This is a genomic window from Micromonospora sp. CCTCC AA 2012012 (assembly GCF_040499845.1).
Taxonomy (GTDB): Bacteria; Actinomycetota; Actinomycetes; order Mycobacteriales; family Micromonosporaceae; genus Micromonospora; species Micromonospora mangrovi.
Window position 1 is genome coordinate 1,179,373 of sequence record NZ_CP159342.1, and the last position, 22,676, is coordinate 1,202,048.

General features: G+C 72.9%; 18 protein-coding genes. 14 read left to right on the plus strand and 4 right to left on the minus strand.

Going from position 1 to position 22,676, the window contains the following annotated elements; all coding sequences use genetic code 11:
- Positions 1 to 2: 2 nt before the first annotated feature.
- The 5 genes from ABUL08_RS05420 to ABUL08_RS05440 are packed head-to-tail and all read left to right on the plus strand — an operon-like array spanning position 3 to position 6,145.
- Entirely contained in the window at positions 3 to 1,583 is a 1,581-nt protein-coding gene (locus ABUL08_RS05420) for a GNAT family N-acetyltransferase (RefSeq protein ID WP_350935091.1), read from the plus strand.
- Positions 1,580 to 2,953, plus strand: coding sequence for an MFS transporter (locus ABUL08_RS05425; RefSeq protein WP_350935093.1), 1,374 nt, complete (start codon positions 1,580 to 1,582; stop codon positions 2,951 to 2,953). The genes ABUL08_RS05420 and ABUL08_RS05425 overlap by 4 nt, the downstream gene beginning before the upstream one ends.
- Before the next feature lie 33 nt (positions 2,954 to 2,986).
- Entirely contained in the window at positions 2,987 to 4,018 is a 1,032-nt protein-coding gene (locus ABUL08_RS05430; RefSeq protein WP_350935094.1) for a 3-oxoacyl-ACP synthase III family protein, read from the plus strand.
- Entirely contained in the window at positions 4,015 to 5,895 is a 1,881-nt protein-coding gene (locus tag ABUL08_RS05435; protein ID WP_350935095.1) for an HAD-IIIC family phosphatase, read from the plus strand. Before ABUL08_RS05430 ends, ABUL08_RS05435 begins: the two co-directional genes overlap by 4 nt.
- Positions 5,888 to 6,145 (plus strand): acyl carrier protein, encoded by a 258-nt coding sequence (locus ABUL08_RS05440; RefSeq protein WP_350935096.1) that lies wholly within the window; start codon positions 5,888 to 5,890, stop codon positions 6,143 to 6,145. The genes ABUL08_RS05435 and ABUL08_RS05440 overlap by 8 nt, the downstream gene beginning before the upstream one ends.
- Positions 6,146 to 6,163: 18 nt before the next feature.
- Here the strand turns inward: ABUL08_RS05440 and ABUL08_RS05445 are convergent, their stop codons facing one another.
- Positions 6,164 to 6,991, minus strand: a complete 828-nt coding sequence (locus ABUL08_RS05445) for a GNAT family N-acetyltransferase (protein ID WP_350935098.1) — start codon at positions 6,989 to 6,991, stop codon at positions 6,164 to 6,166.
- A 152-nt stretch (positions 6,992 to 7,143) separates the two neighbouring features.
- On the opposite strand from ABUL08_RS05445, the gene ABUL08_RS05450 reads away from it, so the two are divergent.
- From ABUL08_RS05450 to ABUL08_RS05475, 6 genes are all read left to right on the plus strand, one after another.
- Positions 7,144 to 10,230 carry an amino acid adenylation domain-containing protein gene (locus tag ABUL08_RS05450; protein WP_350938510.1) on the plus strand — a complete coding sequence of 1,029 codons (3,087 nt, stop codon included), beginning with the start codon at positions 7,144 to 7,146 and terminating at the stop codon, positions 10,228 to 10,230.
- 74 nt (positions 10,231 to 10,304) lie between these two features.
- Positions 10,305 to 12,122 (plus strand): non-ribosomal peptide synthetase, encoded by a 1,818-nt coding sequence (locus ABUL08_RS05455; protein ID WP_350935100.1) that lies wholly within the window; start codon positions 10,305 to 10,307, stop codon positions 12,120 to 12,122.
- The gene (locus tag ABUL08_RS05460) at positions 12,119 to 15,334 is read left to right on the plus strand and encodes a non-ribosomal peptide synthetase (protein WP_350935102.1); all 3,216 of its coding nucleotides are present in this window, start codon (positions 12,119 to 12,121) and stop codon (positions 15,332 to 15,334) included. The genes ABUL08_RS05455 and ABUL08_RS05460 overlap by 4 nt, the downstream gene beginning before the upstream one ends.
- 204 nt (positions 15,335 to 15,538) lie before the next feature.
- A complete protein-coding gene (locus ABUL08_RS05465) occupies positions 15,539 to 16,768 on the plus strand; it encodes a nitroreductase family protein (RefSeq protein WP_350935105.1) in 1,230 nt (409 codons plus the stop codon).
- Positions 16,769 to 16,788: 20 nt separating this feature from the next.
- Positions 16,789 to 17,583 carry a thioesterase II family protein gene (locus tag ABUL08_RS05470; RefSeq protein ID WP_350935106.1) on the plus strand — a complete coding sequence of 265 codons (795 nt, stop codon included), beginning with the start codon at positions 16,789 to 16,791 and terminating at the stop codon, positions 17,581 to 17,583.
- Positions 17,583 to 18,149, plus strand: a complete 567-nt coding sequence (locus tag ABUL08_RS05475) for an MOSC domain-containing protein (RefSeq protein ID WP_350935108.1) — start codon at positions 17,583 to 17,585, stop codon at positions 18,147 to 18,149. Before ABUL08_RS05470 ends, ABUL08_RS05475 begins: the two co-directional genes overlap by 1 nt.
- 16 nt (positions 18,150 to 18,165) lie before the next feature.
- On the opposite strand, the gene ABUL08_RS05480 is transcribed toward ABUL08_RS05475, so the two are convergent.
- A complete protein-coding gene (locus ABUL08_RS05480) occupies positions 18,166 to 19,194 on the minus strand; it encodes a 3-oxoacyl-ACP synthase III family protein (RefSeq protein ID WP_350935110.1) in 1,029 nt (342 codons plus the stop codon).
- A gap of 127 nt (positions 19,195 to 19,321) precedes the next feature.
- On the opposite strand from ABUL08_RS05480, the gene ABUL08_RS05485 reads away from it, so the two are divergent.
- Positions 19,322 to 19,729 (plus strand): protease complex subunit PrcB family protein, encoded by a 408-nt coding sequence (locus ABUL08_RS05485; RefSeq protein ID WP_350935113.1) that lies wholly within the window; start codon positions 19,322 to 19,324, stop codon positions 19,727 to 19,729.
- 13 nt (positions 19,730 to 19,742) lie between these two features.
- Here ABUL08_RS05485 and ABUL08_RS05490 read toward each other — a convergent pair whose 3' ends face one another.
- On the minus strand, positions 19,743 to 20,333 hold the full coding sequence (locus ABUL08_RS05490) for a dihydrofolate reductase family protein (RefSeq protein WP_350935115.1): 591 nt from the start codon (positions 20,331 to 20,333) through the stop codon (positions 19,743 to 19,745).
- 161 nt (positions 20,334 to 20,494) lie between these two features.
- On the opposite strand from ABUL08_RS05490, the gene ABUL08_RS05495 reads away from it, so the two are divergent.
- Positions 20,495 to 21,397 carry a hypothetical protein gene (locus ABUL08_RS05495; protein ID WP_350935116.1) on the plus strand — a complete coding sequence of 301 codons (903 nt, stop codon included), beginning with the start codon at positions 20,495 to 20,497 and terminating at the stop codon, positions 21,395 to 21,397.
- 20 nt (positions 21,398 to 21,417) lie between these two features.
- On the opposite strand, the gene ABUL08_RS05500 is transcribed toward ABUL08_RS05495, so the two are convergent.
- The gene (locus ABUL08_RS05500; RefSeq protein WP_350935118.1) at positions 21,418 to 21,945 is read right to left on the minus strand and encodes an SRPBCC family protein; all 528 of its coding nucleotides are present in this window, start codon (positions 21,943 to 21,945) and stop codon (positions 21,418 to 21,420) included.
- Between the two features lie 145 nt (positions 21,946 to 22,090).
- Here ABUL08_RS05500 and ABUL08_RS05505 point away from each other — a divergent pair, with 145 nt between their 5' ends.
- Complete coding sequence (locus ABUL08_RS05505) at positions 22,091 to 22,669, plus strand: GNAT family N-acetyltransferase (protein WP_350935120.1); 579 nt, start codon at positions 22,091 to 22,093, stop codon at positions 22,667 to 22,669.
- Positions 22,670 to 22,676: the final 7 nt, after the last annotated feature.

Consider the following 22,676-nt stretch of genomic DNA (forward strand, 5'->3'; position numbering starts at 1 on the left):
CGATGCCCTACCAGGTAGTCACGAACGACAACGGCCAACACTCCACCTGGGCCGACCACCAGGAGCTTCCCGCCGGCTGGCAGCCCACCGGGTTCGTGGGCTCCCAGCAGGAGTGCCTCGACCACATCGCCCAGGTCTGGGACGGCCCCGGTCCGCGTCCCGAGCGGGCGGCGGGCGCCGCCGTCACGAACGTCCTCACCACCGACCGGATCCGCCTGCGCGAGCTGGCCCCGGCCGAGGTGACCGCGCTGCTGGAGGTGCTGGAGAGCGGGGCGGGCGCCGACGGGTACGTCGAGAACTACCCCCTCACCGGCTCCGGTTTCGGCGCCCGGAACTTCCTGACGCGGACGCCGGAGGAGTTGCAGTTCGGGTTCGGCATGTACCTCGTCTCGGCGCAGCCCGACGGGCCCGTCTTCGGTGACATCGGCTTCCACCGGCCGCCGAGGGACGGCGCCGCGGAGATCGGCTTCGGCCTGGCCGAGTCGGCCCGGGGCCAGGGCTACGCCACCGAGGCGGTGACCGCGCTGACCCGCTGGGCCTTCACCCAGCCCGGTGTACGCCGCGTCATCGCGCGGACCACCACGGACAACGCCGCCTCGCGGGGCGTCCTCGAGCGGGCCGGCTTCCGGCTGGAGCGCACGGAGGAGAACATCCTGCACTACGTGCTCCGGCTCGCGCCCGACCTGCCGGAGTCCGAGCCGATGCGCGACGACGAGGAGGAGCGTGCCGCGCTCGCCAAGCTCGGCAAGGTGCGCAAGGCCGGCGGCGACGACCTCGCGTTCGTGCCCGGCTCCGACCCGCTGCGCCGGGTCGTCCGCGACGGCAAGCGGCTCCTGGCGTACGCCCAGTCCGGCGACAAGGAGGGCGTGGAGGACCCCACGAACCACCTGATGTACATCGTCGTGCACCCGGCCGTCGCCCGGCGCGGCCTGGCCGAGCGGCTGCTCGGCGAGATCCGCGAGCACGCCCGCGCGCACGGCAAGACCGGCATGGTGACCGGCACCCCGGACGAGGACCACCCGTCGGTCGCCTGGGTGCGCAAGCACGGCTTCCGGCCCATCGGCCACCACCTGATCACCCGGCGTGACCGGGGCGCCGCCGGTGCGGACGCGCCCGACGGCTTCACGATCGACGTCGTGGACCGCGCCGACCGGGCCGCGGTCGACGAGTTCGTCGAGCTGGCGACCCGTACGGTCGCGGAGGCGGTGATGCCCGGCGGTGCCCGGATGACCTCCGACCCGGACGAGATCCGCCGCGACCTGGTCGACGAGAACACCGGTGCGCTGCTGGTCTGCCGGGCCTCCGGTCCGGCCCTGGGCTGGCTGGCGTTGACTCCGCTCGCCGACGGTGAGGAGGGGTTCGTCCTCGCCGCCCAGGTGCTGGCGGAGGCCGCGGGCCGGGGCGTCCCGGCCGCGCTGCTCGCCACGGCGGCCCGGCTGGCCGACGAGGCCGGTGCCGCGTCGGTGACGGCCGTCGCCGAGGAGGACGGCCAGCGCGAGCTCGCCGAGGCGCTGCCCGGGGCCGGGTTCCTCCCGGTCGCCGGCCGCACCATCTGGTTCGCCGACGTGGACCCCCGCCCGTGAGCGCCCCGACGGACACCGCGCCCGAGAACGCGGAACCCGCGAAGACCGCGCCCGACAACAACCTGATCGCCGTGCTCAAGCGGCTGCCCGGCCGGGCCAAGGTGCTGCTCCTGGCCGACGGCGTGAACGCCTTCGGCATCGGCATGGTGATGCCCTTCCTGCTCATCTACCTGAGCGAGGTGCGGCACATCAACATCCGGGTGGCCGCGGCGGCGCTCGCGGTCACCGCGGTCGCCTCGTTCGCCTCGGGGCTGGTCTGGGGCTCCCTGCTCGACCGGTACCGCCACCGGATCGTCATGCCCACGGTGATGGTGCTGGCCGCCATCGGCTCCACCCTCTACGCGTTCGCGGACCGGCCCTGGACGGCGATTGCCGTCGCGGCGCTCGTCGGGATCGCGGGCGGCGGCATCGGTCCGGTCGTCCGGACGATGTTCGCCACGGTGGTCCCGCCGAAGGAACGCACCGTCTTCTTCGGGCTCCAGTTCGGCGTCTTCAACGCGGCCGTCGGGCTCGGCGTCCTGCTCGGCGGCGTGCTCGTCAACGGCACCCTGGAGCGCTACCAGCTGCTCTACGTCCTCAACGGCGTCACGTTCCTGTTCATGGCGGTGGTCCTGCTGGTCGCACCGACCGACGCCGGGAAGGAAGAGGCGGCCGGCGAGGGCGACGGGGAGGCGGGGCCCAAGCCGTCCTACCGCATGGTGCTGCGCAACCCCGTGGTGATGCTGATCTTCGCGACGATGAGCCTCGCCGCGGTCTTCTACTACGGCCTGTTCGAGTCGGTCCTGCCGGGCTACCTGACGATCAACCACGCGGTCTCCCCGCGCGGCGTCGCGGGCGCGTTCGTCGTCAACGTCGTGGTCGTGGTGCTCGCCCAGTTCGTGGTGATCCCCCGGCTGGGTCAGGTCCGCCGCACCACCTGGCTGACGGCGTCCGGGCTGCTGTGGGGGGTCAGCTGGATCCTGGTGCTGCTCGCCGGCCGGTCCAGCGGGACGACGGCGCTCGTCCTGCTCTTCGTCTCGAGTGTGCCCTTCGCGGCGGCCGAGGTGATGGTGACGCCGGTCCTCGCCGCGCTCCTCAACGACGTCGTCGACGACCAGGTGCGGGGCCGGGCCAACGCCCTGTTCGCCTTCGCGATCACCGGTGGGGCGATCGTCGGCCCGGCGATCGCCGCCGCGCTGCTGCCGGTCGGGAAGGGCGTGCCGCTGGTGGCGGGCCTGGCCGTGGGCTGCCTGCTCATCCTGATCCCCACCGCGATGCTGCGCCGCCGGCTCGGCAGCGAGACGGACAAGCCACACGAGGAGCAGACCGCAGCCGCCGCCGAGGCGGCGGAGACGGAGCCCGTCGAACCCGCCCGGACCGCGTCCGCGTGACCGGCCCCGTCCGAACCAAGGTAGGAGACTGAGATGTCGTACGGGATCGTCGCCATCGGCGAATCTCTCGGTGAGCCGGTGAAGATCACCGACTCGGTGATCGACGAGTACACGACCCAGCACGAGACGGTGCGGTCGTGGGGTTACCGGCAGTTCCACTGCGCGGACGAGAGCATGCAGCTCACCGACCTGGCGGTGCGGGCGTGCGAGGAGGCCCTCAAGGCGGCCGCGCTGGACGCCGCGGAGGTCGACCTGGTGGTGCTGGCCATCGCCGACTTCGCCGAATACCTCTGCTGGGACGCGGCCGCTGCGGTGCAGGGCCGGATCGGGGCGGTCAACGCCGAGGCGATCCTGGTCAACCAGGCGTGCTGCGCCGGCGTGATGGCCTTCGACACCGTCGCCGGCCGCTTCGCGACCCACGAGAACTATCAGAACGCCCTCATCGTCTCGTCCAACCGGATCTGCGACACGTACCAGAACCGGATGGAGACGAGCACGAGCGTGCTGTCGGACGGCGCGGTGGCGGCGCTGGTGCGGCGCGGCCACGAGCGGGGCCGGTGGCTGGCCACCGAGACCATCACCGACGGCCGGTACGCCAACTTCTTCCGGATGGACGTCGGCGGCACCGCCCAGCCCTTCGGCACCTCGGGCACGGACGGGACGGAGGACCTGCAGAAGCAGGCCAACCCGCTCGGCCGGGTCGCGGAGATCCTCGGCAACGACGCCCGCCGGATGCTGGAGTTCTTCCGGAAGTTCGGCGGCAACATGCGGGCGGCGGTCGACCGGGTCTGCGCCCGTACCGGCATCGCGCCCGAGCAGATCACCCGGTTCATCCACCTCAACGACAACCAGCAGGCGATGTCCGACATCGCCAAGGCGCTGAACGTCCCGCTGGAGCGGTTCAACGGCGACCTGGCCCTCGACCTCGGCCACTTCGGCTCGGCCGACCAGATGCTGGCCCTGCACCGGCTGATGCAGGCCGGCGAACTCAAGGAGGGCGACGTCGTCGCCCTGACGACCCTCGGCGGCGGCATGCACTGGGCCGTCACCCTGCTGCGGATATGAGCGGGCCGTCCACGGCCGACCTGCTCGCCCGGCTGCGCCGTCTCCGGACGGACGGCGCAGCCCCGGACCCCGAGCTGTGGCCCGCGATCCGGGAGCTGACCGGGACGGCGGAGCGGGCGAAGGTCGGCGCCCTGCTGGCCGGCGTCCCCGCCCGCCTCGTCGCCGGTCCGGACCGGACGCTCCGCCCGCTGCGGGTCGGCCTCACCGGCACCTTCACCGCGGACGGCGTCGTCCCGCTGCTGCGTACCGCGCTGCTGGCGGCCGGGATCGACGCCGAGATCCAGTTGACCGGCTACGGTCGGCTGGCGCTCGACCTCGGCGATCCCGCCTCACCGCTGGCCGGCTTCGCGCCGGACGTGGTGCTCTGCCTCCTGCACGACGAGGCCCTGCTGCCGCGCGACGGGGACCCGACCGACCTCGCCGCACTGGACCGGCACGTCACCGCCCAGGCCACCGAGATCGGTGAGCTGGCGCTGGGCTTCGCGGCGCGCACCGGCGCCACGGTGCTGCTGCACACCGTGCCGCTCTCCGTACTCGAATACCGGACGCTGATCGCCCAGCGCAGCCGGGCCGCGCTGGGCCGGGCCTGGCGGCGGGCGAACCTGGCGCTGCTCGACCTGCCGGAGCGGTCACCGCAGCTGCACGTCGTGGACCTGGAGACGCTCGTCGCGAACCAGCCCGTCGCGCTGCGCGACGAACGGCGCTACCGCTTCGCCCGGATGGCCTGGTCGCCGGGCGTCGAGGACCTGTACGCGTCGGAGGCGGCGGCGTTCTGCCGTGCCCTGACCGGCCTGTCCCGCAAGGTGCTCGTCCTGGACCTGGACCAGACCCTCTGGGGCGGCGTGGTCGGCGACGACGGTCCCACCGGGATCGAGCTGGGCTCGCTCTACCCGGGCAACGCCTACGTCGAGGTGCAGCGGCGCGCGAAGCTGCTCCGCCAGCAGGGCGTGCTCCTCGCGGTGTGCAGCAAGAACAGCCGGGAGCCGGTCGCCCAGGTCTTCGCCGAGCATCCGGAGATGGTGCTGCGCGCCGAGGACTTCGTGGCGCAGGCGGTGAACTGGTCACCCAAGGACGAGAACCTCCGGCAGCTCGCCGGGACGCTCAACCTGGGCCTGGACAGCATGGTGTTCTTCGACGACAGCGCCTTCGAGTGCGAGCTGGTCCGCGGCGCGCTGCCCGACGTCCGCGTCGTACGGGCCGACGGCGACCCCGCCGACCACGCCGCCCGGCTGCTCGGCACCGGCCTCTTCGACGTGGTGCAGCTGACCGGAACCGACCTGGAGCGCACCGGGCGCTACCGGGCGGAGACCCAGCGCCGCGCCAGTTTCGTCGCGGCCGGCAGCACCGAGGCCTTCCTGGAGAGCCTGGAGCTGCGCGTCCGCGTCCGCGACGCCGACCCGTACGCGGTGCCGCGGGTCCACCAGCTCCTGCATCGGACCAACCAGTTCAACACCACCAATCTCCGCCTGACGGAGGCGCAGCTCGACGAGGCGCTGGCGGCGCAGGACCGTACCGTCCTCGTCTTCGACGTCGCCGACCGGTTCGGCTCGGAGGAGACGGTCGGCGCGGTCCTGCTGTCGGCGGGGCCGCAGCAGTGGACGATCGACAACTTCGTCATGAGCTGCCGGGTGTTCTCCCGGGGCATCGAGTTCGCGGTCCTGCACCGCGTGGCCGAGCGCGCGGCGCGCCACGGCGCGGTACGCCTGCTCGCCGACTTCGTCCCGACCCCCCGCAACGCCCCCGCCGCGGCGTTCTACCGGGAGGCCGGCTTCACCCCCGTCGCCGAGCCGGGACAGACCTACGAGCTGGCACTCGTACCGCTGCCCCGGCTGGCGCCGGCCTGGATCGACCTGGAAGGCGAGACCGTCGATGTCTGACCTGATGACCCACGTCACCGAGATGATCGCCCAGGTCGCCGACCTGGACCCGGCCGCCCTGACCGCGGAGTCCCGGTTCGAGGACATCGACGAGTGGTCGAGCCTCAAGGCGCTGTCCCTCATGGTCGACGTGGAGCAGGAGCTGCCGATCAAGCTGGACCTGCGTCGCTTCATGTCCGTGCGTACCGTGGGCGAACTGGTCGCCCTGATCGCCGAGGGGCTGGGACAGCCGGCGAAGACGGCGGGCTGACGGATGCGGTCGCCTCGGTCAGCCCACCGGCTCGGCGGCGTGCGCCGTACCGACCTGCTGGAAGCCCACCCGCGCGTAGACGCGGGCGACCGCGTCGTCCTGGGCGGAGAGCAGGACGGTCCGTACCCCGGCCTCGTCGTGCGCGTGCCGGGCGAGCAGCGCGGTGAGCGCGCCGGCCAGCCCGCGACGCCGGGCGGACGGCAGGGTCGCCACGGCCATGATCTCGGCGTACGCGCCCATGGGCTGGTAGCTGCCGGCGGCGACGACGCCCTCCTCGGGGTCCTCGGCGACGGCGGTGACCGTCAGCCCGCGCCGCGCGCGGTCGTTGAGGTGGGCGACCAGCGCGGGGTCGAGCTTGCCGAGGAAGGCGTCCCGCTCGGCGGCACCCTCCGGACCGACGTCGGTGCCGCCGGCCGTGAAGGCGACGTCGGCCGTCGCGCGCCCGGCCAGCAGCGCCGGATCGCCGGCCGCCACGATACGCAGGGTGACTCCGTCGACCGCCGTCGCGGCCACGTCCCCGGCTTCGGCCCGCATCAGCGCGTGCGAGCTGAGGTCCAGCCCGTACGCCGTGACCAGCGCGGCGAGCTCGGGATGCACCTCGTGCACCCACTCGATGCCGAGGCCCACGCCGCGCTCGGCGCAGGCGGCCGTGAGCGCGTCGAGATCACCGGCGGTGATCGGTGCACGCCGCCCCACGGTCGGGCGCGCGTAGTACGGCCACGGCGAGCGCGACACGAAGAGGGTGAACGGCCCGACCTCCACCGGATCGCAGTCGGGGCGCGGCGCGGCGTCGAGGTAGGCGTCGAGATCGGCCACCGCAGCCGGGGCTTCAAGGTCTGGAGTCATGCGGGCGACGATACAAGCCGGGGCCGGCCGGGGCGGATGTGGTCATCCCGTCGGGACGGTCCGTGTGCGGGCTCTGTCGAGCAGTGGTCTTTCCGGTCCGGCCCGGTTGTCGGCCGGGGTGATTCCGAGGGTGGTGTGGCATGGGTTCGGTGATGGTGCCGTCGTTGGTGGCGGAGTGGGGTGTGCGGACGCCGAGCGCGGTGGCGGTGTCGGCGGGTGACGAGGTGTTGTCGTACGGGGATCTGGTGGAGCGGGCGGACCGGTTGGCGCGGTCGTTGGTGGGGCGCGGGGTTCGTCGGGGTGAGGTGGTGGGTGTCTGCGCGGGTCGTGGGGTCGATGTGGTGGTGGCGTTGCTGGGGGTGATGCGGGCGGGGGCTGCGTATCTGCCGTTGGATCCGGGGCATCCGGGTGAGCGGCTGCGCTTCATGGTGAGGGATGCCGGGGCGCGGTTCGTGGTGGTGGACGGTGGCATGGGCGGGGAGTTGTCGGGGGCCGCGGAATTGGTGGAGGTGTCGGCGGGGGAGGGCTCCGCCGATGTGGTGTTGCCGGAGGTGGGTTCGGGTGATCTGGCGTATGTGATTTACACGTCGGGGTCGACGGGGGTGCCGAAGGGTGTTGCTGTTGAGCATGGTGCGGTGGGGCGGTTGTTCGGTCGGGTGGGGGAGTGGATTGATTGGTCGGCGGCTGATGTGTGGTCGTGTTACCACTCGGTGGCTTTTGATTTCTCGGTGTGGGAGTTGTGGGGTGCGTTGACGTCGGGTGGTCGGGTGGAGCTGGTCTCTTATGAGGACAGCCGTGACCCGGTGGCGTTCGCGCGTTTGTTGGGTGAGCGGGACATCACGATGGCGAGCCTTACTCCGTCGGCGTTGTTGCGGTTGATGCCGCATCTGGTCGGTGAGGGTGTGCCGGGTGGATTGCGGCATGTGGTGTTGGGTGGTGAGGCGGTGCGTGCGGGGCAGATCGCGGGTTTGTTGGAGTTGGGTGAGCGGCCGCGGGTGTGGAATTTGTACGGGATCACGGAGACGACGGTGCACGCGACGGTTCGTGAGTTGTCGGCCGGGGATGTCGAGGGGGCTGGCAGTCCGATCGGGGTGCCGTTGAGTGACCTGACTTTCGTGGTGGTGGATGCGGGGCTGGGGGATGTGGCGGCGGGTGCGCTGGTGGAGGAGGTGCCGGTCGGGCAGGCGGGTGAGTTGTGGATTTCGGGTGCGGGGGTGGCACGGGGTTATGTGAATCGGCCGGAGTTGACGGCGTTGCGGTTTGTGGATGCGGTGGTGGGGGGTGTGTCGGGGCGGTGGTATCGGACGGGGGATGAGGTGCGGTGGGGGTCGGAGTTCGAGTATGTGGGTCGGTTGGATCGGCAGGTGCAGTTGCGGGGTTTCCGGATCGAGTTGGGTGAGGTGGAGGCGGCGTTGGCGGCCCGTGAGGGCGTCGGCGCGGCAGTGGTCGAGCTGGTCGACGACGCCGACGGACCGCGATTGGTGGCGTTCCTGACGACGGCGCCGGGGGTCGGGGATGCGGCCGTCGGGACGGTGGAGGAGATCCGGGAGTGGCTGTCGGGGCGGTTGCCGGAACACATGGTGCCGTCGGAGTTCGGGCTGATCGATGCGCTGCCGGTGACGTCGAACGGGAAGCTGGACCGGGTCGCGCTCGCTGACCTGCCGGTGCGGCCGCTGTCCACCCGTGCCGGCGGCGACGACCTGGTCACCGACACCGAACGTCTGCTGGCCGGCATCTGGTCCGACGTTCTCGGCAGGACCTCCGTCAGCCGCGACGACCACTTCTTCGCCATCGGCGGCAACTCGATGACCGCGCTCCGGGTCTCCATGGCCGCCGAGGAGCAGGGGCTCGACCTCGGCGTCCGCGACCTGTTCATGAATCCGGTGCTCGCCGAGCTGGCCGCCGCCACCGCCGCGACGGCACCGATCGCCACGCCCGCGCCATCGGCGCCGATCGCCGTCACGCCGCCGGCCGTCCCGGCTCCGGTCCAGCCCGGGACCGACACGACCGGACGGTCGTACCCGGCCCTGCTCATCCAGACCGGGATGCTCTTCGAGAGCGAGCGCGATCCGGACCGCCCGACCTACCACGTCGTGTCGGAGACGACCCTCGACGCGTCAGGTCTCACCCGGGCTGCGCTGGCCGCCGCCCTGTCCGCCGTCACCGACGCCCAGCCCGGTCTGCGGACCGAGTTCGACCTGACGGGCGCGGCCGGTCCGGTGCAGCTCGTCCACGACCTGCCCGAACCGCTGCTGGACTACGAGGACCTGTCGACGCTCGCCCCGGACGCGGCTCAGAAGCGGGTCGAACAGATCCGGGAGAGCGAGCGCGAGCGTCCCTTCTACCGCGACGACTTCCCCCTGTGGCGGCTGCGGTGCGTCGTCCTGCCCGGTGGCCGGGCGCGGATGTTCCTCTCCCACCATCACGCCCTGCTGGACGGTTGGAGCGTGGCGGTCTTCTTCGACCAGCTCCTGGCCGCGCTCTCCGGAGCCACGGTGGCCGCCCCCACGGAGGTCTGCAGGCTGGCGGCGGAGGCCGAGGCGCAGGCCCTGGCTTCGGCCGAGTCGGCGGCCTACTGGTCCGGGATGACCCGGCAGTGGCGGGCGTTGGCCGTGCCGGTCCGACGCCGGGAGGACGGGGAGCCGGCGGTGTGGTCGGTGACCCGCCCGATCGACGAGCGCCTGCGGCACGACATCGGCCGGGCGTGCGCGGCCTGGAGATGTTCGCCGAAACAGCTGTTCCTGGCCGCCCACCTACGCGCCATCGCGCTGGTGGCGGGTCCGGACGCGCCGCCGCCGGGCACCCTCGCCGTGGCCAACGCGCGGCCGGAGGCGCCGGGCGCGCACCTGGCCGTGGGCGTCTTCCTCAACGCGGTGCCGGTGCTGCCCGCCGCCGGTGACGCCTCCTGGCCCGAGCGGGTCGCGCAGGTGGCGGCGGCCGAGCTGGCGATGCAGGAGCACCGGCATTTCCCCTTCGCCGCCATGCGCAGCCGGTTCGGGCTGCCGGCTCCGACGACCTGGTTCACCTACACGGACTTCGCCGAGACCAGCATGGCCGACTTCATCGCCACGGTGACCGACCACAACGTCACCGAGCTTCCGCTCACCGTCAGCGTCGTCGACGACGGCCTGGTGGTGGACGGCTCCAGCGATCACTTCACCGCTGCGGAGGTGGCCGAGATCGTGGAGCGGCACGTGGCGTGCCTGCGGGAGGCGGTGGGTGCGGTGGACGACCGGTGACCTGAGAGGTACGCCGACATCTCGACGGCGCCGTGTGGCACAGCAGTGGTCTTCTTCGATTCCGGGGGTGTGTGATGGGTTCGGTGGTGGTGCCGTCGTTGGTGGCGGAGTGGGGTGTGCGGACGCCGGGTGCGGTGGCGGTGTCGGCGGGTGACGAGGTGTTGTCGTACGGGGACCTGGTGGAGCGGGCGGACCGGTTGGCGCGGTCGCTGGTGGAGCGCGGGGTCCGTCGCGGTGAGGTGGTGGGGGTGTGTGCCGGCCGGGGGGTCGACCTGGTCGTGGCGTTGCTGGGGGTGATGCGGGCGGGGGCTGCGTATCTGCCGTTGGATCCGGGTCATCCGGTGGAGCGGCTGCGGTTCATGGTGCAGGACGCCGGGGCCCGCTTCGTGGTGGTCGACGGCGGTGCGGGTGCGGAGCTGTCCGAGGCTGCGGAGTTGGTGGAGGTCGGGGCCGTTGATGGTTCCTTGGACGGGGTCGTGTTGCCGGAGGTGGGTTCGGGTGATCTGGCGTATGTGATTTACACGTCGGGGTCGACGGGGGTGCCGAAGGGTGTTGCTGTTGAGCATGGTGCGGTGGGGCGGTTGTTCGGTCGGGTGGGGGAGTGGATTGATTGGTCGGCGGCTGATGTGTGGTCGTGTTACCACTCGGTGGCTTTTGATTTCTCGGTGTGGGAGTTGTGGGGTGCGTTGACGTCGGGTGGTCGGGTGGAGCTGGTCTCTTATGAGGACAGCCGTGACCCGGTGGCGTTCGCGCGTTTGTTGGGTGAGCGGGACATCACGATGGCGAGCCTTACTCCGTCGGCGTTGTTGCGGTTGATGCCGCATCTGGTCGGTGAGGGTGTGCCGGGTGGATTGCGGCATGTGGTGTTGGGTGGTGAGGCGGTGCGTGCGGGGCAGATCGCGGGTTTGTTGGAGTTGGGTGAGCGGCCGCGGGTGTGGAATTTGTACGGGATCACGGAGACGACGGTGCACGCGACGGTTCGTGAGTTGTCGGCCGGGGATGTCGAGGGGGCTGGCAGTCCGATCGGGGTGCCGTTGAGTGACCTGACTTTCGTGGTGGTGGATGCGGGGCTGGGGGATGTGGCGGCGGGTGCGCTGGTGGAGGAGGTGCCGGTCGGGCAGGCGGGTGAGTTGTGGATTTCGGGTGCGGGGGTGGCACGGGGTTATGTGAATCGGCCGGAGTTGACGGCGTTGCGGTTTGTGGATGCGGTGGTGGGGGGTGTGTCGGGGCGGTGGTATCGGACGGGGGATGAGGTGCGGTGGGGGTCGGAGTTCGAGTATGTGGGTCGGTTGGATCGGCAGGTGCAGTTGCGGGGTTTCCGGATCGAGTTGGGTGAGGTGGAGGCGGCGTTGGCGGCCCGTGAGGGCGTCGCCGCGGCAGTCGTCGAGCTGGTCGACGACGCCGACGGACCCCGACTCGCGGCGTTCGTCACGCCGGCCGCCGGTGCCGGGGACGCATCGGTGGGGACCCTGGAGGACGTGCGGGAGTGGCTCTCCGGTCGACTGCCGGAGCACATGCTGCCCTCCACGGTCTCGGTGGTCGCCTCCCTGCCGGTGACGGTGAACGGCAAGCTGGACCGCGACGCGCTCCGCGCCATGGACGCGCAGCCGCTGCCGACCCGTGGCGGCGACGACGACCTGGTCACCGACACCGAACGTCTGCTGGCCGGCATCTGGTCCGACGTCCTCGGCAAGAGCCCCATCGGCCGCGACGACTACTTCTTCACCATCGGCGGTGACTCCATGCTCGCGTTGCGGCTGGTCGCCCTGATCAGCAAGACCGTGGGGACCCGCGTCGGCATCGCGACGCTCTACCGGAACCCGACGATCGCCGAGCTGGGCGCGTGGGTCGACGCCGCGCTGGAGAAGAAGGCCGCGGGCGCCGCCAGATGATCGACAACCCGACCGCCGCGTGGCTGGCCGACCTGGCCCGCGAGAGCCTCGCGGTGTCCGGCGTCGAGCAAATCACCGACGCGCAACTGGACGCCGTGAGCTTCATCGGACTGGGCGGCGACTCCCTGCGCGCGTTCTCCCTGATCGGCAGTGCCGCCGCGCGGGGCGTCCGGCTCCGGGTCGCCGACCTGCTCGCCGACGTCCCGTTGGGGCAGGTCCTTCAGCGCGCCGCGACGGCGCAGCCAGTGGACGGAACCGTCGGGGCGGCCCGGCCGGCCGTGCGCTCCGGCGACCCCGTCCCGACAGCGTCGGTGTCGTCCATGCAGGAGGGACTGTGGCTGGGGAACCGCATCCTCGGCGACGCGCCCTACTGCCTGGTCTTCGCCTGTCACCTCACCGGGGAACTCCAGCCGACGCTGCTGGAGCAGGCGATCCGGCAGACCGCGCGCCGGCACGACGGGCTGCGCACGGTCTTCCCGATCTCCGGTGGACGCGTCACCCGGCAGGTCACCGACCTCGAACCGACGCTGGAGCGGCTTCCGTACGACTCGGTCGCGGCGCTCGCCGAACAGGTACGCCGTGAGCCGTTCGCACTCGCCCGTCGCCCGCCGATCCGGTTCGCGCTCACGTCGTCCGGCCCGCAGCGCCACGCCCTCGTGCTCGCGGTGCACCACATCCTGCTGGACGGCTGGAGCATCGCGCTGGTCCTGCGCGAGATCTTCGCCCGGTACGACGCACTCGTCACCGGCGAAAGGTATGAACCCGGCCCGTCGGTGCCCGCCGACGCCTACGACGGCTGGCTGCGGCAGCGGCGGGCCGAGGGTGCGGTGGCCGGGCAGTTGGCCTTCTGGAAGCACCAGCTGGACGGCGTACCCGAGTCGCTGGAGCTGCCGTCGAACAAGCTGCGGGCACCGCTGCGGGACGCCCGTGGGGCACGCGTACCCGTGGATCTCGGTCCTGAGCTCACCGGGCGGGTGCGGGCCGCCGCCGCGACGGCCGGGATCACCACGACCGCGTTCATGCTGGCGGCGCTGGGGTTGACGGTGGCCCGCCACACCGACGTGGAACGGCTCGTCATCGGGATGCCGGTCGCGGGCCGCCCGCCGGAGCTGGCGGAACTGGTCGGCCTCACGGTGAACCTGCTGCCGGTCCGGGTCGACGTCCGCCCCGATGCCAGCGTCGCCGACCACCTCTCGACCGTCCACCGGAGCCTGGTCGCGAGCCTCGACAACGACGCGGTGCCGTTCGCGGAGATCGTCGACGCGCTGGGCGTCGTCAGCTCGGCGCGGCAGCACCCGCTGGCGCAGATCGCGTTCGGCGTGCACCACGACGTGGTACCCGCCGCGATCCCGTCCCGGTTCCTCGACATCGAGGTGGAGGAGGGGCACGGCGGCGGCTCGCAGTACGACCTCGAACTCTTCCTGAACCGCGCCGAGCCGACCCTCGCGGGCCATCTGGAGTACGCCACCGACGTCTGGGACGCACGCGACGCCGCCGGATTCCTCGCCGGCTGGACGGCGGCGCTGGCCGCGCTCGCGGGCGATCCGGGCGCGCGGCTGGACTCGATCCGGTGCATCGGGGCCGAGGGACGGGCCCGGCTGGACGCGCTCGCCGTCGGCGGGGTGGACGAGGCGAGCGACCGCGCGGGCTCGCTCGACGACTGGTTCCGCGCCCAGGTGGCGCGTACCCCCGATGCGCCCGCCGTGCGGGACGGCGCCGTCACGCTGAGCTACGCGGAACTCGACCGCGCCGTGACCCGGCAGGCCGACGCCCTGCGGCAGGCCGGTGTGGCCGTCGGCGACCGGGTGCTCGTCGCCTGCCCGCCGTCGGTCGCCGAGGTCGTGGCCGTGCTCGGCGTCGTCCGCACCGGCGCCGCCTACTGCGGCCTGGACCGGCAGGCCCCGGCGGCGCGGATCGCGCAGATCCTGGGGACCCTCCGACCCCGCGCCGTCCTCGGTGCGGACGCCGACTCCCCGGCGACCCGGGTCGGCGCACGGCTCGTGCCGACCTGGCACCCGGACTGGTCCGCGACCCGCGCGACGGACGCCGCCGCCGCCGAGGATGCCGTGGGGGCCGACGCCGACGGCGTGCAGGCCGACCCGGCCACGCGACTGGCCTACGTCGCCTTCACCTCCGGCTCCACCGGCGGACCGAAGGGGGTCTGCGTCCCCCACCGTGGCGTGCAGCGCCTGGTCACCGGCCTTCCCCGGTACGCGCCGCTGGGCCCGGGTGACCGGGTGCTCCGGATGTCGCCGCTCTCCTTCGACGCCTCCACGCTGGAGATCTGGGGTGCCCTGCTGACCGGTGCCGCCGTCGAGATCGGGCCGGCCGACCTCGGCGATCCGGGCGAGCTGGGGCGGTTCGTCAGCGAGCGCGGGATCACCGCGGCGTGGTTCACCGCGGGCCTGTTCCGGCTGCTGGTGGACTTCGCCCTCGACCGGCTCGGCGGGCTGCGGGTGCTCCTGACCGGCGGCGACGTCGTCTCGGCCGCGCACGTGCGCGCCGTGCTCGACCGGCATCCCGGGCTCACCGTCGTCAACGGCTACGGACCCACCGAGAACACCACCTTCACCACCGTGCACCCGATGCGCAGCGCCGCCGAGGTGGACGACCCCGTGCCGATCGGCCGACCCGTCGCGGGTACCGGGATCCACATCCTCGACGCCCACCAGCGGGAGGTCCCGCCCGGTGCCGTCGGCGAGCTGTACACGTCGGGCGTCGGACTCGCGGCGGGCTACCTCGACGACCCGGAGCGGACGGCCGCCGCGTTCGGCCGGTTCTGCCCCGACCTGCCGGAGCGCCTCTACCGGACCGGTGACCTGGTGCGGCTGGCCGCCGACGGCACCGTGCGGTTCCTGGGCCGACGCGACCACCAGGTCAAGGTACGGGGCTTCCGCATCGAGCTGGACGAGATCCGCTCGGCGGTCCTGCGGGCGGCCGGCGGCGGCGTCGCCGACTGTCTCGTCCTGACGGCCGGACGCGACAGCTCGGACAAGCAGCTCGTCGCGGCGGTGGTGCCGGCGGCCGGCGCGCCCCGGCCGGACCCGGCCGCGCTGATCGGGGAACTGGGCGCCGTGCTGCCCGCGTACATGGTGCCGAGGAAGTGGGCGGTGCTGAGCGAGCTGCCGGTGACGCCCAACGGCAAGATCGATCGTGACGCGATAGTGCGCCTGGCGGCGACGCCGGCGCACTCGAGCGCGCGGCAGTCGTAGCGGAGGGGAACCATCGACACGCTCGCAGCGGCCTTCCACCAGCTGACGGCCTATTCCACCGACCGGCACTGGCTGGAGCCGGTCGACGACGACCGGCTGCGCCAGGACTTCATCCCGCTGCTGGCGGAGGAGCAGCCGCCGCCGTTCAAGGAGTACCCGGCGCACCTGCCGCGGGTCACGCTGCCGGCCGTCCCGGGCGCCCCGGTGGCGGCGGCGACGCTGCTCAGCGGCGACGTGGTCGGACCGGCGGCGGGCCGGACGCCGAGCATCGGGGACGTGTCGGTGACGCTCGCCCGGTGCGCGGGGGTGAAGGGGCGCTCCGCGCGCTCCGGCGAACTCTTCCGGGCCGTCAGCTCCGCGGGCAACCGGCATCCGTACGAGGTCTATGTCAGCGCCCGAGGCGTCGACGGTCTCCCGGACGGGGTGTGGCACTACGACCCCCGCGCCCACGCGGTCACCCTGATCGGGCCGCCGGCGGTCGGCGAGGTGACGGCCCTGGTCATCAGCGGCGTGCCGTGGCGCAGCTGCTGGCGGTACAGCGAGCGCGGCTACCGGCACGTCGGCTGGGACTGCGGCACCGTCACGGCGCACGCGGTGCTGGCCGCTGCGGCGCAGGGACTGCCCGCGCGGGTGGAGACCGCCTTCGACGACGCCGCGGTGCGCGCCCTGATCGGGGCCCGGGACGGTGCGGAGTTCCCGATGGTGCTGGTGCCGCTGGGTGACGGCACGCCCGCGGTGGCCGCCGGTGGGGAGGCGGCGCAGGGCGACCTCGGCGCGGGCGCGGAGGAGTTCCCACTCGTGGTCGCGGTGCACGAGGCCGGGAACCTGCGCGGGGCGGCGGAGGTCGCGCAGTGGCGCCGCACCCGGGCGGGCCGTGATCCGGCCCTCCGCCCGACGGCGCAGGTCCCCGCCGAGGCCGGCGACGAGCCGCTGGAGCTGCTGGTGAGCCGGCGGCGCTCCACCCGCCGGCTCGACGACGCGGCCGTCATCCCGCCGGCCGCCGCCCGGTGGATCGTCGACGTGGCCTCGGCGGCGATGCCGGGGGACGCCGGCACGCTCCACGAGGTACGGGTCGTGGCGCACGGCGTCGAAGGGCTGGATCCGGGGGTGTACCGGCCGACGGCCGACGGTCTCGAACGGACCGCCTCCACCAGCCGGGAGGCGACCTTCCGGACCTGCCTCGACCAGGCGCCCGGCCGGGACGCCGCCGCCGTGCTCTTCCTGACCCCGGCGCCCGGGCCGGCGGTCGCCTCGGACCCGCGGACCTACCGCGCGGCCCTGCTGGCGGCGGGTTACGCGCTGGGCCGGATCTATCTCGCCGTCACGGCGCTGCGGCTGGACTGCAGCGGCCTCACCTTCGTCGACAGTGAGCTGCCCGCCACGATCGGTGTCCAGGATGCCCTGGCGGTCATCGCCGTCGGCGTACGCCGGTGAGCACGGAACGGAAGGCTCCCATGAACCCGGATCTCCCGCAGCCCGCGGTGCGGCTGTTCGAATTCTCGACCGACGCGGCGGCCGACACCGTCCTGTACTGCTTCACGCATGCCGGCGGCGCGGCCCCGTTCTACCGGCCGTGGGCGGCCAGCCTGCCGCCCGGCGTCGCGCTCTGTGCGATCCAGCAGCCGGGCCGCCAGGACCTGATGCGACTGCCGCCGTACGCCGACATGAGCGCGCTCGCCGACGCTGCGGCCCGGGCGATCGCGGCTCACCTGCAGGGCCGACGCCACGTCTTCTTCGGGCACAGCATGGGTGCCCTGACGGCGTTCGAGACCGCCCGCCGGCTGCGGCGGGCCGGCGTTCCGGGACCTGACCTGCTGGGTGTCTCCGCGTGCCCCGCGCCGCACCGGGCCGGTGGTCGGCCGGGGGTCAGCGGCCTCTCCGACGAGCAGCTGTTGGCCCGGGTGGCGGGGCTGGGCGGGATCGCGCCCGAGTTCCTGGCCTCCCGGGAGCTGGTGAAGCTGATGCTGCCCGCGATCCGCGCCGACTACGAGGTCCTCGACGGCTACGAGTACGTCGCGGAGGCGCCGCTGGACTGCGCGCTCACCATCTTCGGTGGACTGTCGGACGACTCGGTGCCCGAGGACGCGCTGCGCGCGTGGGACGGGTACGCGTCGGGACCGACGGCGGTCGAGCTGTATCCCGGCGGGCACTTCTATCTGAACGACCGGGCGGCCGGGATCCTCGACGTGCTCTTCGCCCCCGGCACGGCTGCTCCTCGTAACCTCGATCGACAGGCGGTTGACCTCTGATGGCGACATTCCTCAAGCGGGCCGGTCTCGAGGCCGGGCTCGACCACCTCCGCGCCTCGCCCACCGGGAGCGGCACCCTGGAGATGATCGTCCGGCGGCCGGAGGTCGGCGAGCGGGAGATGCTCGACGAGGGCGTGCTCGACCTCGCCGAGGGCCTGGTCGGTGACATGTGGCTGCGGCGCGGCAGCCGCGACAAGATCACCGGTACGCCCGACGTCAACCGGCAGATCACCGTGATGAACGCCCGGTGCGCGGCGTTGGTGGCGCAGGACCGCGAGCGCTGGGCGCTCGCCGGCGACCAGCTCTATGTCGACTTCGACCTGAGCGTCGCGAACGTTCCCCCCGGGACGCGGCTGCAGATCGGGTCGGCGGTCATCGAGGCGACGACCGAGCTGCACCTGGGGTGTAGCAAGTTCCAGACGCGCTTCGGTTGGGACGCGGTGCTCTTCGTCAACTCGCGCGTCGGCCGGGAGCTGCGGCTGCGCGGCATGAGCGCGAAGATCGTGACCGGTGGCGTCATCCGTACCGGCGACAAGGTGCAGCGGGTGGTCGACGGCGCGGCCTAGCGCGGCGTCGGCGGGCTCACACCCGCAGCAGGGTGACCGCCCAGTGCATCCCGCTGCCGAGGGTGGTCAGGGCGACCAGGTCGCCGTCCTGGAGTTCGCCGTCGCGAAGCAGCCGGCGCAGGCCGACCAACTGGTCGGCCGTGCCGAAGTGACCGTTCTCCAGGGCCAGGTCGTTGGTGAGCTGCGCCAGGGGTACGCCCAGCGCCCGGGCGATGTCGGCCGCCGCCTTCTGGTTGTCGTTGAGGTGGATGAAGCGCTTGATCTCGCTGATATCCGTCCCGGTGCGGGCGCAGGCCCGGTCCACCGCGATCCGCATGTTCCCGCCGAACTTCCGGACGAACGCCAGCATCCGGCGGGCGTCGTTGTCGCACAGCTCGCCGAGCCGGTCGAGCGGGTTGCGCACCCGCAGCCCGTCCCGGCCGGCCACCGTGGACGGGTCGAAGGGCCGCGCGGCGCCGCCGACGTCCATCCGGAAGAAGTCCGCGTACTGGCCGTCGGTGATGGTCTCGGTGGCCAGCCAGCGGCCCCGCTCGTGGCCGCGCCGCACCAGCGCCGCCGCGGCACCGTCCGACAGCACGGTCGTCGTGGAGTCCATCCGGTTCTGGTACGTGTCGCAGACCCGGTTCGCCGAGACGATGAGTGCGTGCCGATAGTCCGGATGGGTGGCGAAGCGCCCGGCGACCGCGTCGAAGGCGACCGTGCCGGAGCTGCACGCCTGGTTGATCAGCATCGCCTCGGCGTTGACGGCCCCGATCCGGCCCTGCACCGCGGCGGCGGCGTCCCAGCAGAGGTACTCGGCGAAGTCCGCGATGGCGAGCACCACCAGGTCGACCTCCGCGGCGTCCACCGAGGACGCCCGGAGGGCCTCCTCGCACGCCCGCACCGCCAGATCCGTGAGCAGCGCACCGTCCTCGGCCCGGTGGAAGCGCCGGTAACCCCAGGACCGCACCGTCTCCTCGCTGGCCGCGTACTGCGCGATCACCGCGTCGGTGACCTCCACCGGTTCGCCGAGAGATTCGCCGATGGCGACGATCCCGAACGACATCCAAGCCTCCTGCCAGGGGTCGGCGGCCTCCGATGCGGGTGCCGGGCCGTACGAGACCGCCATCCTAGTCCGGCGGCCACCCGCGCCGGGGACACCCGGGACGGCGGCCGCGCGTTACCCTGCGCCGGTGATCGATCCCGCTGCCGAGCAGCTGACCTTCCGCACCCTGCTGCACAGTCAGATGGCGTTCGCCGTTGAGGCAGGACTGTTCGTCATCCGAGGCGAGGACGAGTGGTTGTCCACGTGGGAGGGCTGGAGGGGCAGCCGGCAGTCCGCTCCGGCCGTCGACTGGGCGGGCGAACTCGTGGTGGCGCTGGCCCTGGGCAGCCGTCCGGCGAGCGGCTATCAGGTGACCATCGAACAGCTCGCCGTCCGGGATCGCAGGCTGTACGTCAACGCCTGGGAGGAGGAGAACGGCGGTACGGGACTGGACATCATCACCCACCCGGTCCACGCCGTCGCCGTGCCGCGGCGGGATTTCGCCGGCGAACCGCACCTCGTCAAGCGCGTCACCGTCTGGACCGACGAGGACTGAGGAATTCGGCCCGTCACTCACCCACGGCGTACGTCACGATGTGCGCGCCCGTGCTGGTCACCTCGCTGCTGGTCAGGCGCAGGGGACGGTGTGCCCCGTCGTCGCCGAAGAGGCGCTTCCCGCCGCCCACCAGCACCGGGTCGACCATCAGCCGAAGCTCGTCCAGCAGCTCCAGGACCAGCAGCGACCGGACGAGCCCGGGACTGCCGATGACGTGCAGGTCGCGGCCCTCCTGCGCCTTCAGCGCGCGCACCGCCGCGCCGATGTCGCCCGGCAGCAGCGTCGCGTTCCGCCAGGCGAGCGGCTCGTGCAGGGTCGTCGAGGCGACGTACTTCGGCAGCGTGTTGAGCGACTCGGCCAGCACCTGCTGCTCCTGCGGCGCGGTCGGCCAGTGCGCCGCGAAGATCTCGTACGTGCCCCGTCCCAGCAGGTAGCCGCCCGCGCCGCGCACGTTCTCGATCACCCAGTTCATCGACAGCTCGTCGAAGTAGCGGGCGTGCCAGCCGCCGTGCGGGAAGCCCCCGGTCACGTCCTCGTCGGGGTAGCTGGGCGACTGCACCACCCCGTCCAGCGTCGTCCACACGTTCGCGATCACCTTGCGCATCCGGATCCCCTGTCGGTCGGTCTCCGCCGCCTGTGCCGGCGGCCGGGTCACCGCGGGGACGGAACCGGACCGCCGTCCTCGACACGACCGGCCGCACCGACGGGCGACCGTCGCTGGTCAGGCTCGCGCCGCCCGGATCGGCCCGTGACATGATGGCGCCCATGGCAGAGCAGCAGGACGTCGGCGGACCCGACCGTCACCACAGGTCAGGTACCACCGCCAACCGTCCGGCTGGCGGCGTCGACGCGCGGCTCGCCCTCGCGCAGGACCCCGCCACGCCACCGATGACCCTGTACGACCTGGCGTCCGACCCGTCGGCCGTGGTCCGCAGGGCGGTGGCCGCCCGGGCCGACGCCCCGGCGCAGGCCCTGCGACCCTTGACCCGGGACCATGACCGCGACGTCCGGGAGGCGGTGGCGAGGAACCCGTCGGCGTCGGTCGCCAATCTGCTGCGTCTGGTGAAGGACGCCGACCGGTGGGTCCGCTGGGCGGTCGCCGGCAACCCGGCCTGCGACGAGTCGGTCCGCCGGGTGATGTCGCAGGCCGCCGACAAGGAGCTTCGTGGCCTGCTCGCGGAGCGGCCGGAGCTGGAGCCCGAGCTGGCCGCCCGACTGATCGACGACGCGTCACCCGAGGTCCGGGAACGCCTGGCCACCCACACCCGGCACCCCGACGTGATCACCGCGCTGCTGGCCGACCGCACCGTCCGCGTCCGCAAGGGGCTGGCCCGCAACCCGCGGACCAGCGCCGCGCAGCGCACGGCGCTCGCCCAGGACCCGGTGGTCGACGTCCGGGTCGCGCTGGTGCGCGCGGTGCCGCTCGACGAGGCGGACCTGGCCCGCCTGGCGGAGGACCGTTCGGTGCAGGTGCGACTGGCGATGGCGACCTCCGAGGTCGTCCCGTCGCACATCCGGCAGGCCCTCGGCAGCGACCCCGACGAGCTGGTGGCCGGCGCGGCGCGGGACTTCCGCCCCGCGTCGAGCAGCTCCTCGGTGGTGAAGCCGCCGCGTGTCGGCCTCCGGCGCCCGGGTGCCGGCCCGGGTCGGCGCGGCACCGGGCGCTGACGCGCGCGGCATCCGGCGGGCTAGCCGGAAGCCTCGGCCAGCTCCTTGATCCCGCGCAACGTGCCCTCGATGGCGGTGCGCAGGTCGGCGAGGCGGAGCTGGACGAGCGCCTCCTCGTGGTGCGGCCTGCGGTCGATCACCAGGGTGAGCCCGGACCGGGCCGGTCCGATCCGCGCGCCGTGGGCCAGCCGGGTGCCGCCGGCCTGGGGCGTGAGGTCGAACCGCCAGGTCGCCACCGGGGTACGCGGATCCGGCGCGGCGTCCCCGAAGCGGCCGTCCGGGTCCACCACCGCCCAGGCGAAGGTGCGTGGGGCGTCCAGCTCGACCACGTAGGAGACGGTCCGCCAGTCGCCGAGCACGGAGTTGTGGTTGTGGCCCTCGAAGCGGGCACCGGGAACGAGGCCGGGGTCGTCCAGCCAGCGCACGCGCCGCAGTTCCGGACTGAACCGGGCCGGCAGGTGGATGTCCGTCGCCAGCTCCCACACCCGGGTCACGTCCGCCTCGATGAACACGTCGCACTCCACCGTCGGACGATCCGCGAAGCGCACGTTTCCTCCTCGTCGCCGGGCGGCAGGCCGGGTCGGGGACCCGGCACGCGTCCGGGTCTGGCGTCGTGGCTCCGACTCTAGGCAGCGGCTGTTCGACGGGGCGGCCCTCACCCTGAGCGATTCGTCACATGCGTAGGATCACCGCGTGTTCCAGCCGGCGTACCCGATCCGCACCGCGCGGCTCACCCTGCGCCCGGTCACCCTCGCCGACCTCGACGACGTGTACGCCTGGCAACGCCGACCCGACGTGGTCCGCTGGATGCTCGGCGCCGAGCCGCGTACCCGGGAGCAGTCGCGGGCGTCGGTGCTCGCCATTGCGGGCGAGGACGCGCTGCGCGCGGAGGGCGACTGCCTGACCCTGGCCGTGGTCGCCGACGCCGGCGTGATCGGGGCCGTCGAGCTGGTGTGGCGCAGCCGGCGCGACCGGACGGCGGAACTGGGGTACGTCCTGCACCCCGACCACGGCGGCCGAGGACTGGCCACCGAGGCCGCCACGGCGCTGCTCGACTGGGGGTTCACCGAGTTCGGGCTGCACCGGGTCTTCGGTCGGTGTCACGGCCGCAACGACGCCTCCGCCCGCCTGATGCGCCGGCTCGGCATGCGCCAGGAGGCCCGCCACGTCGACAGTTACCTGCTCCGGGGGGAGTGGGCCGATCAGCTGGTCTTCGCCGTCCTCGACCACGAATGGCGCGGGCGAGCCGACGCGCCGGTCCGAACCACCTGACCGGCGC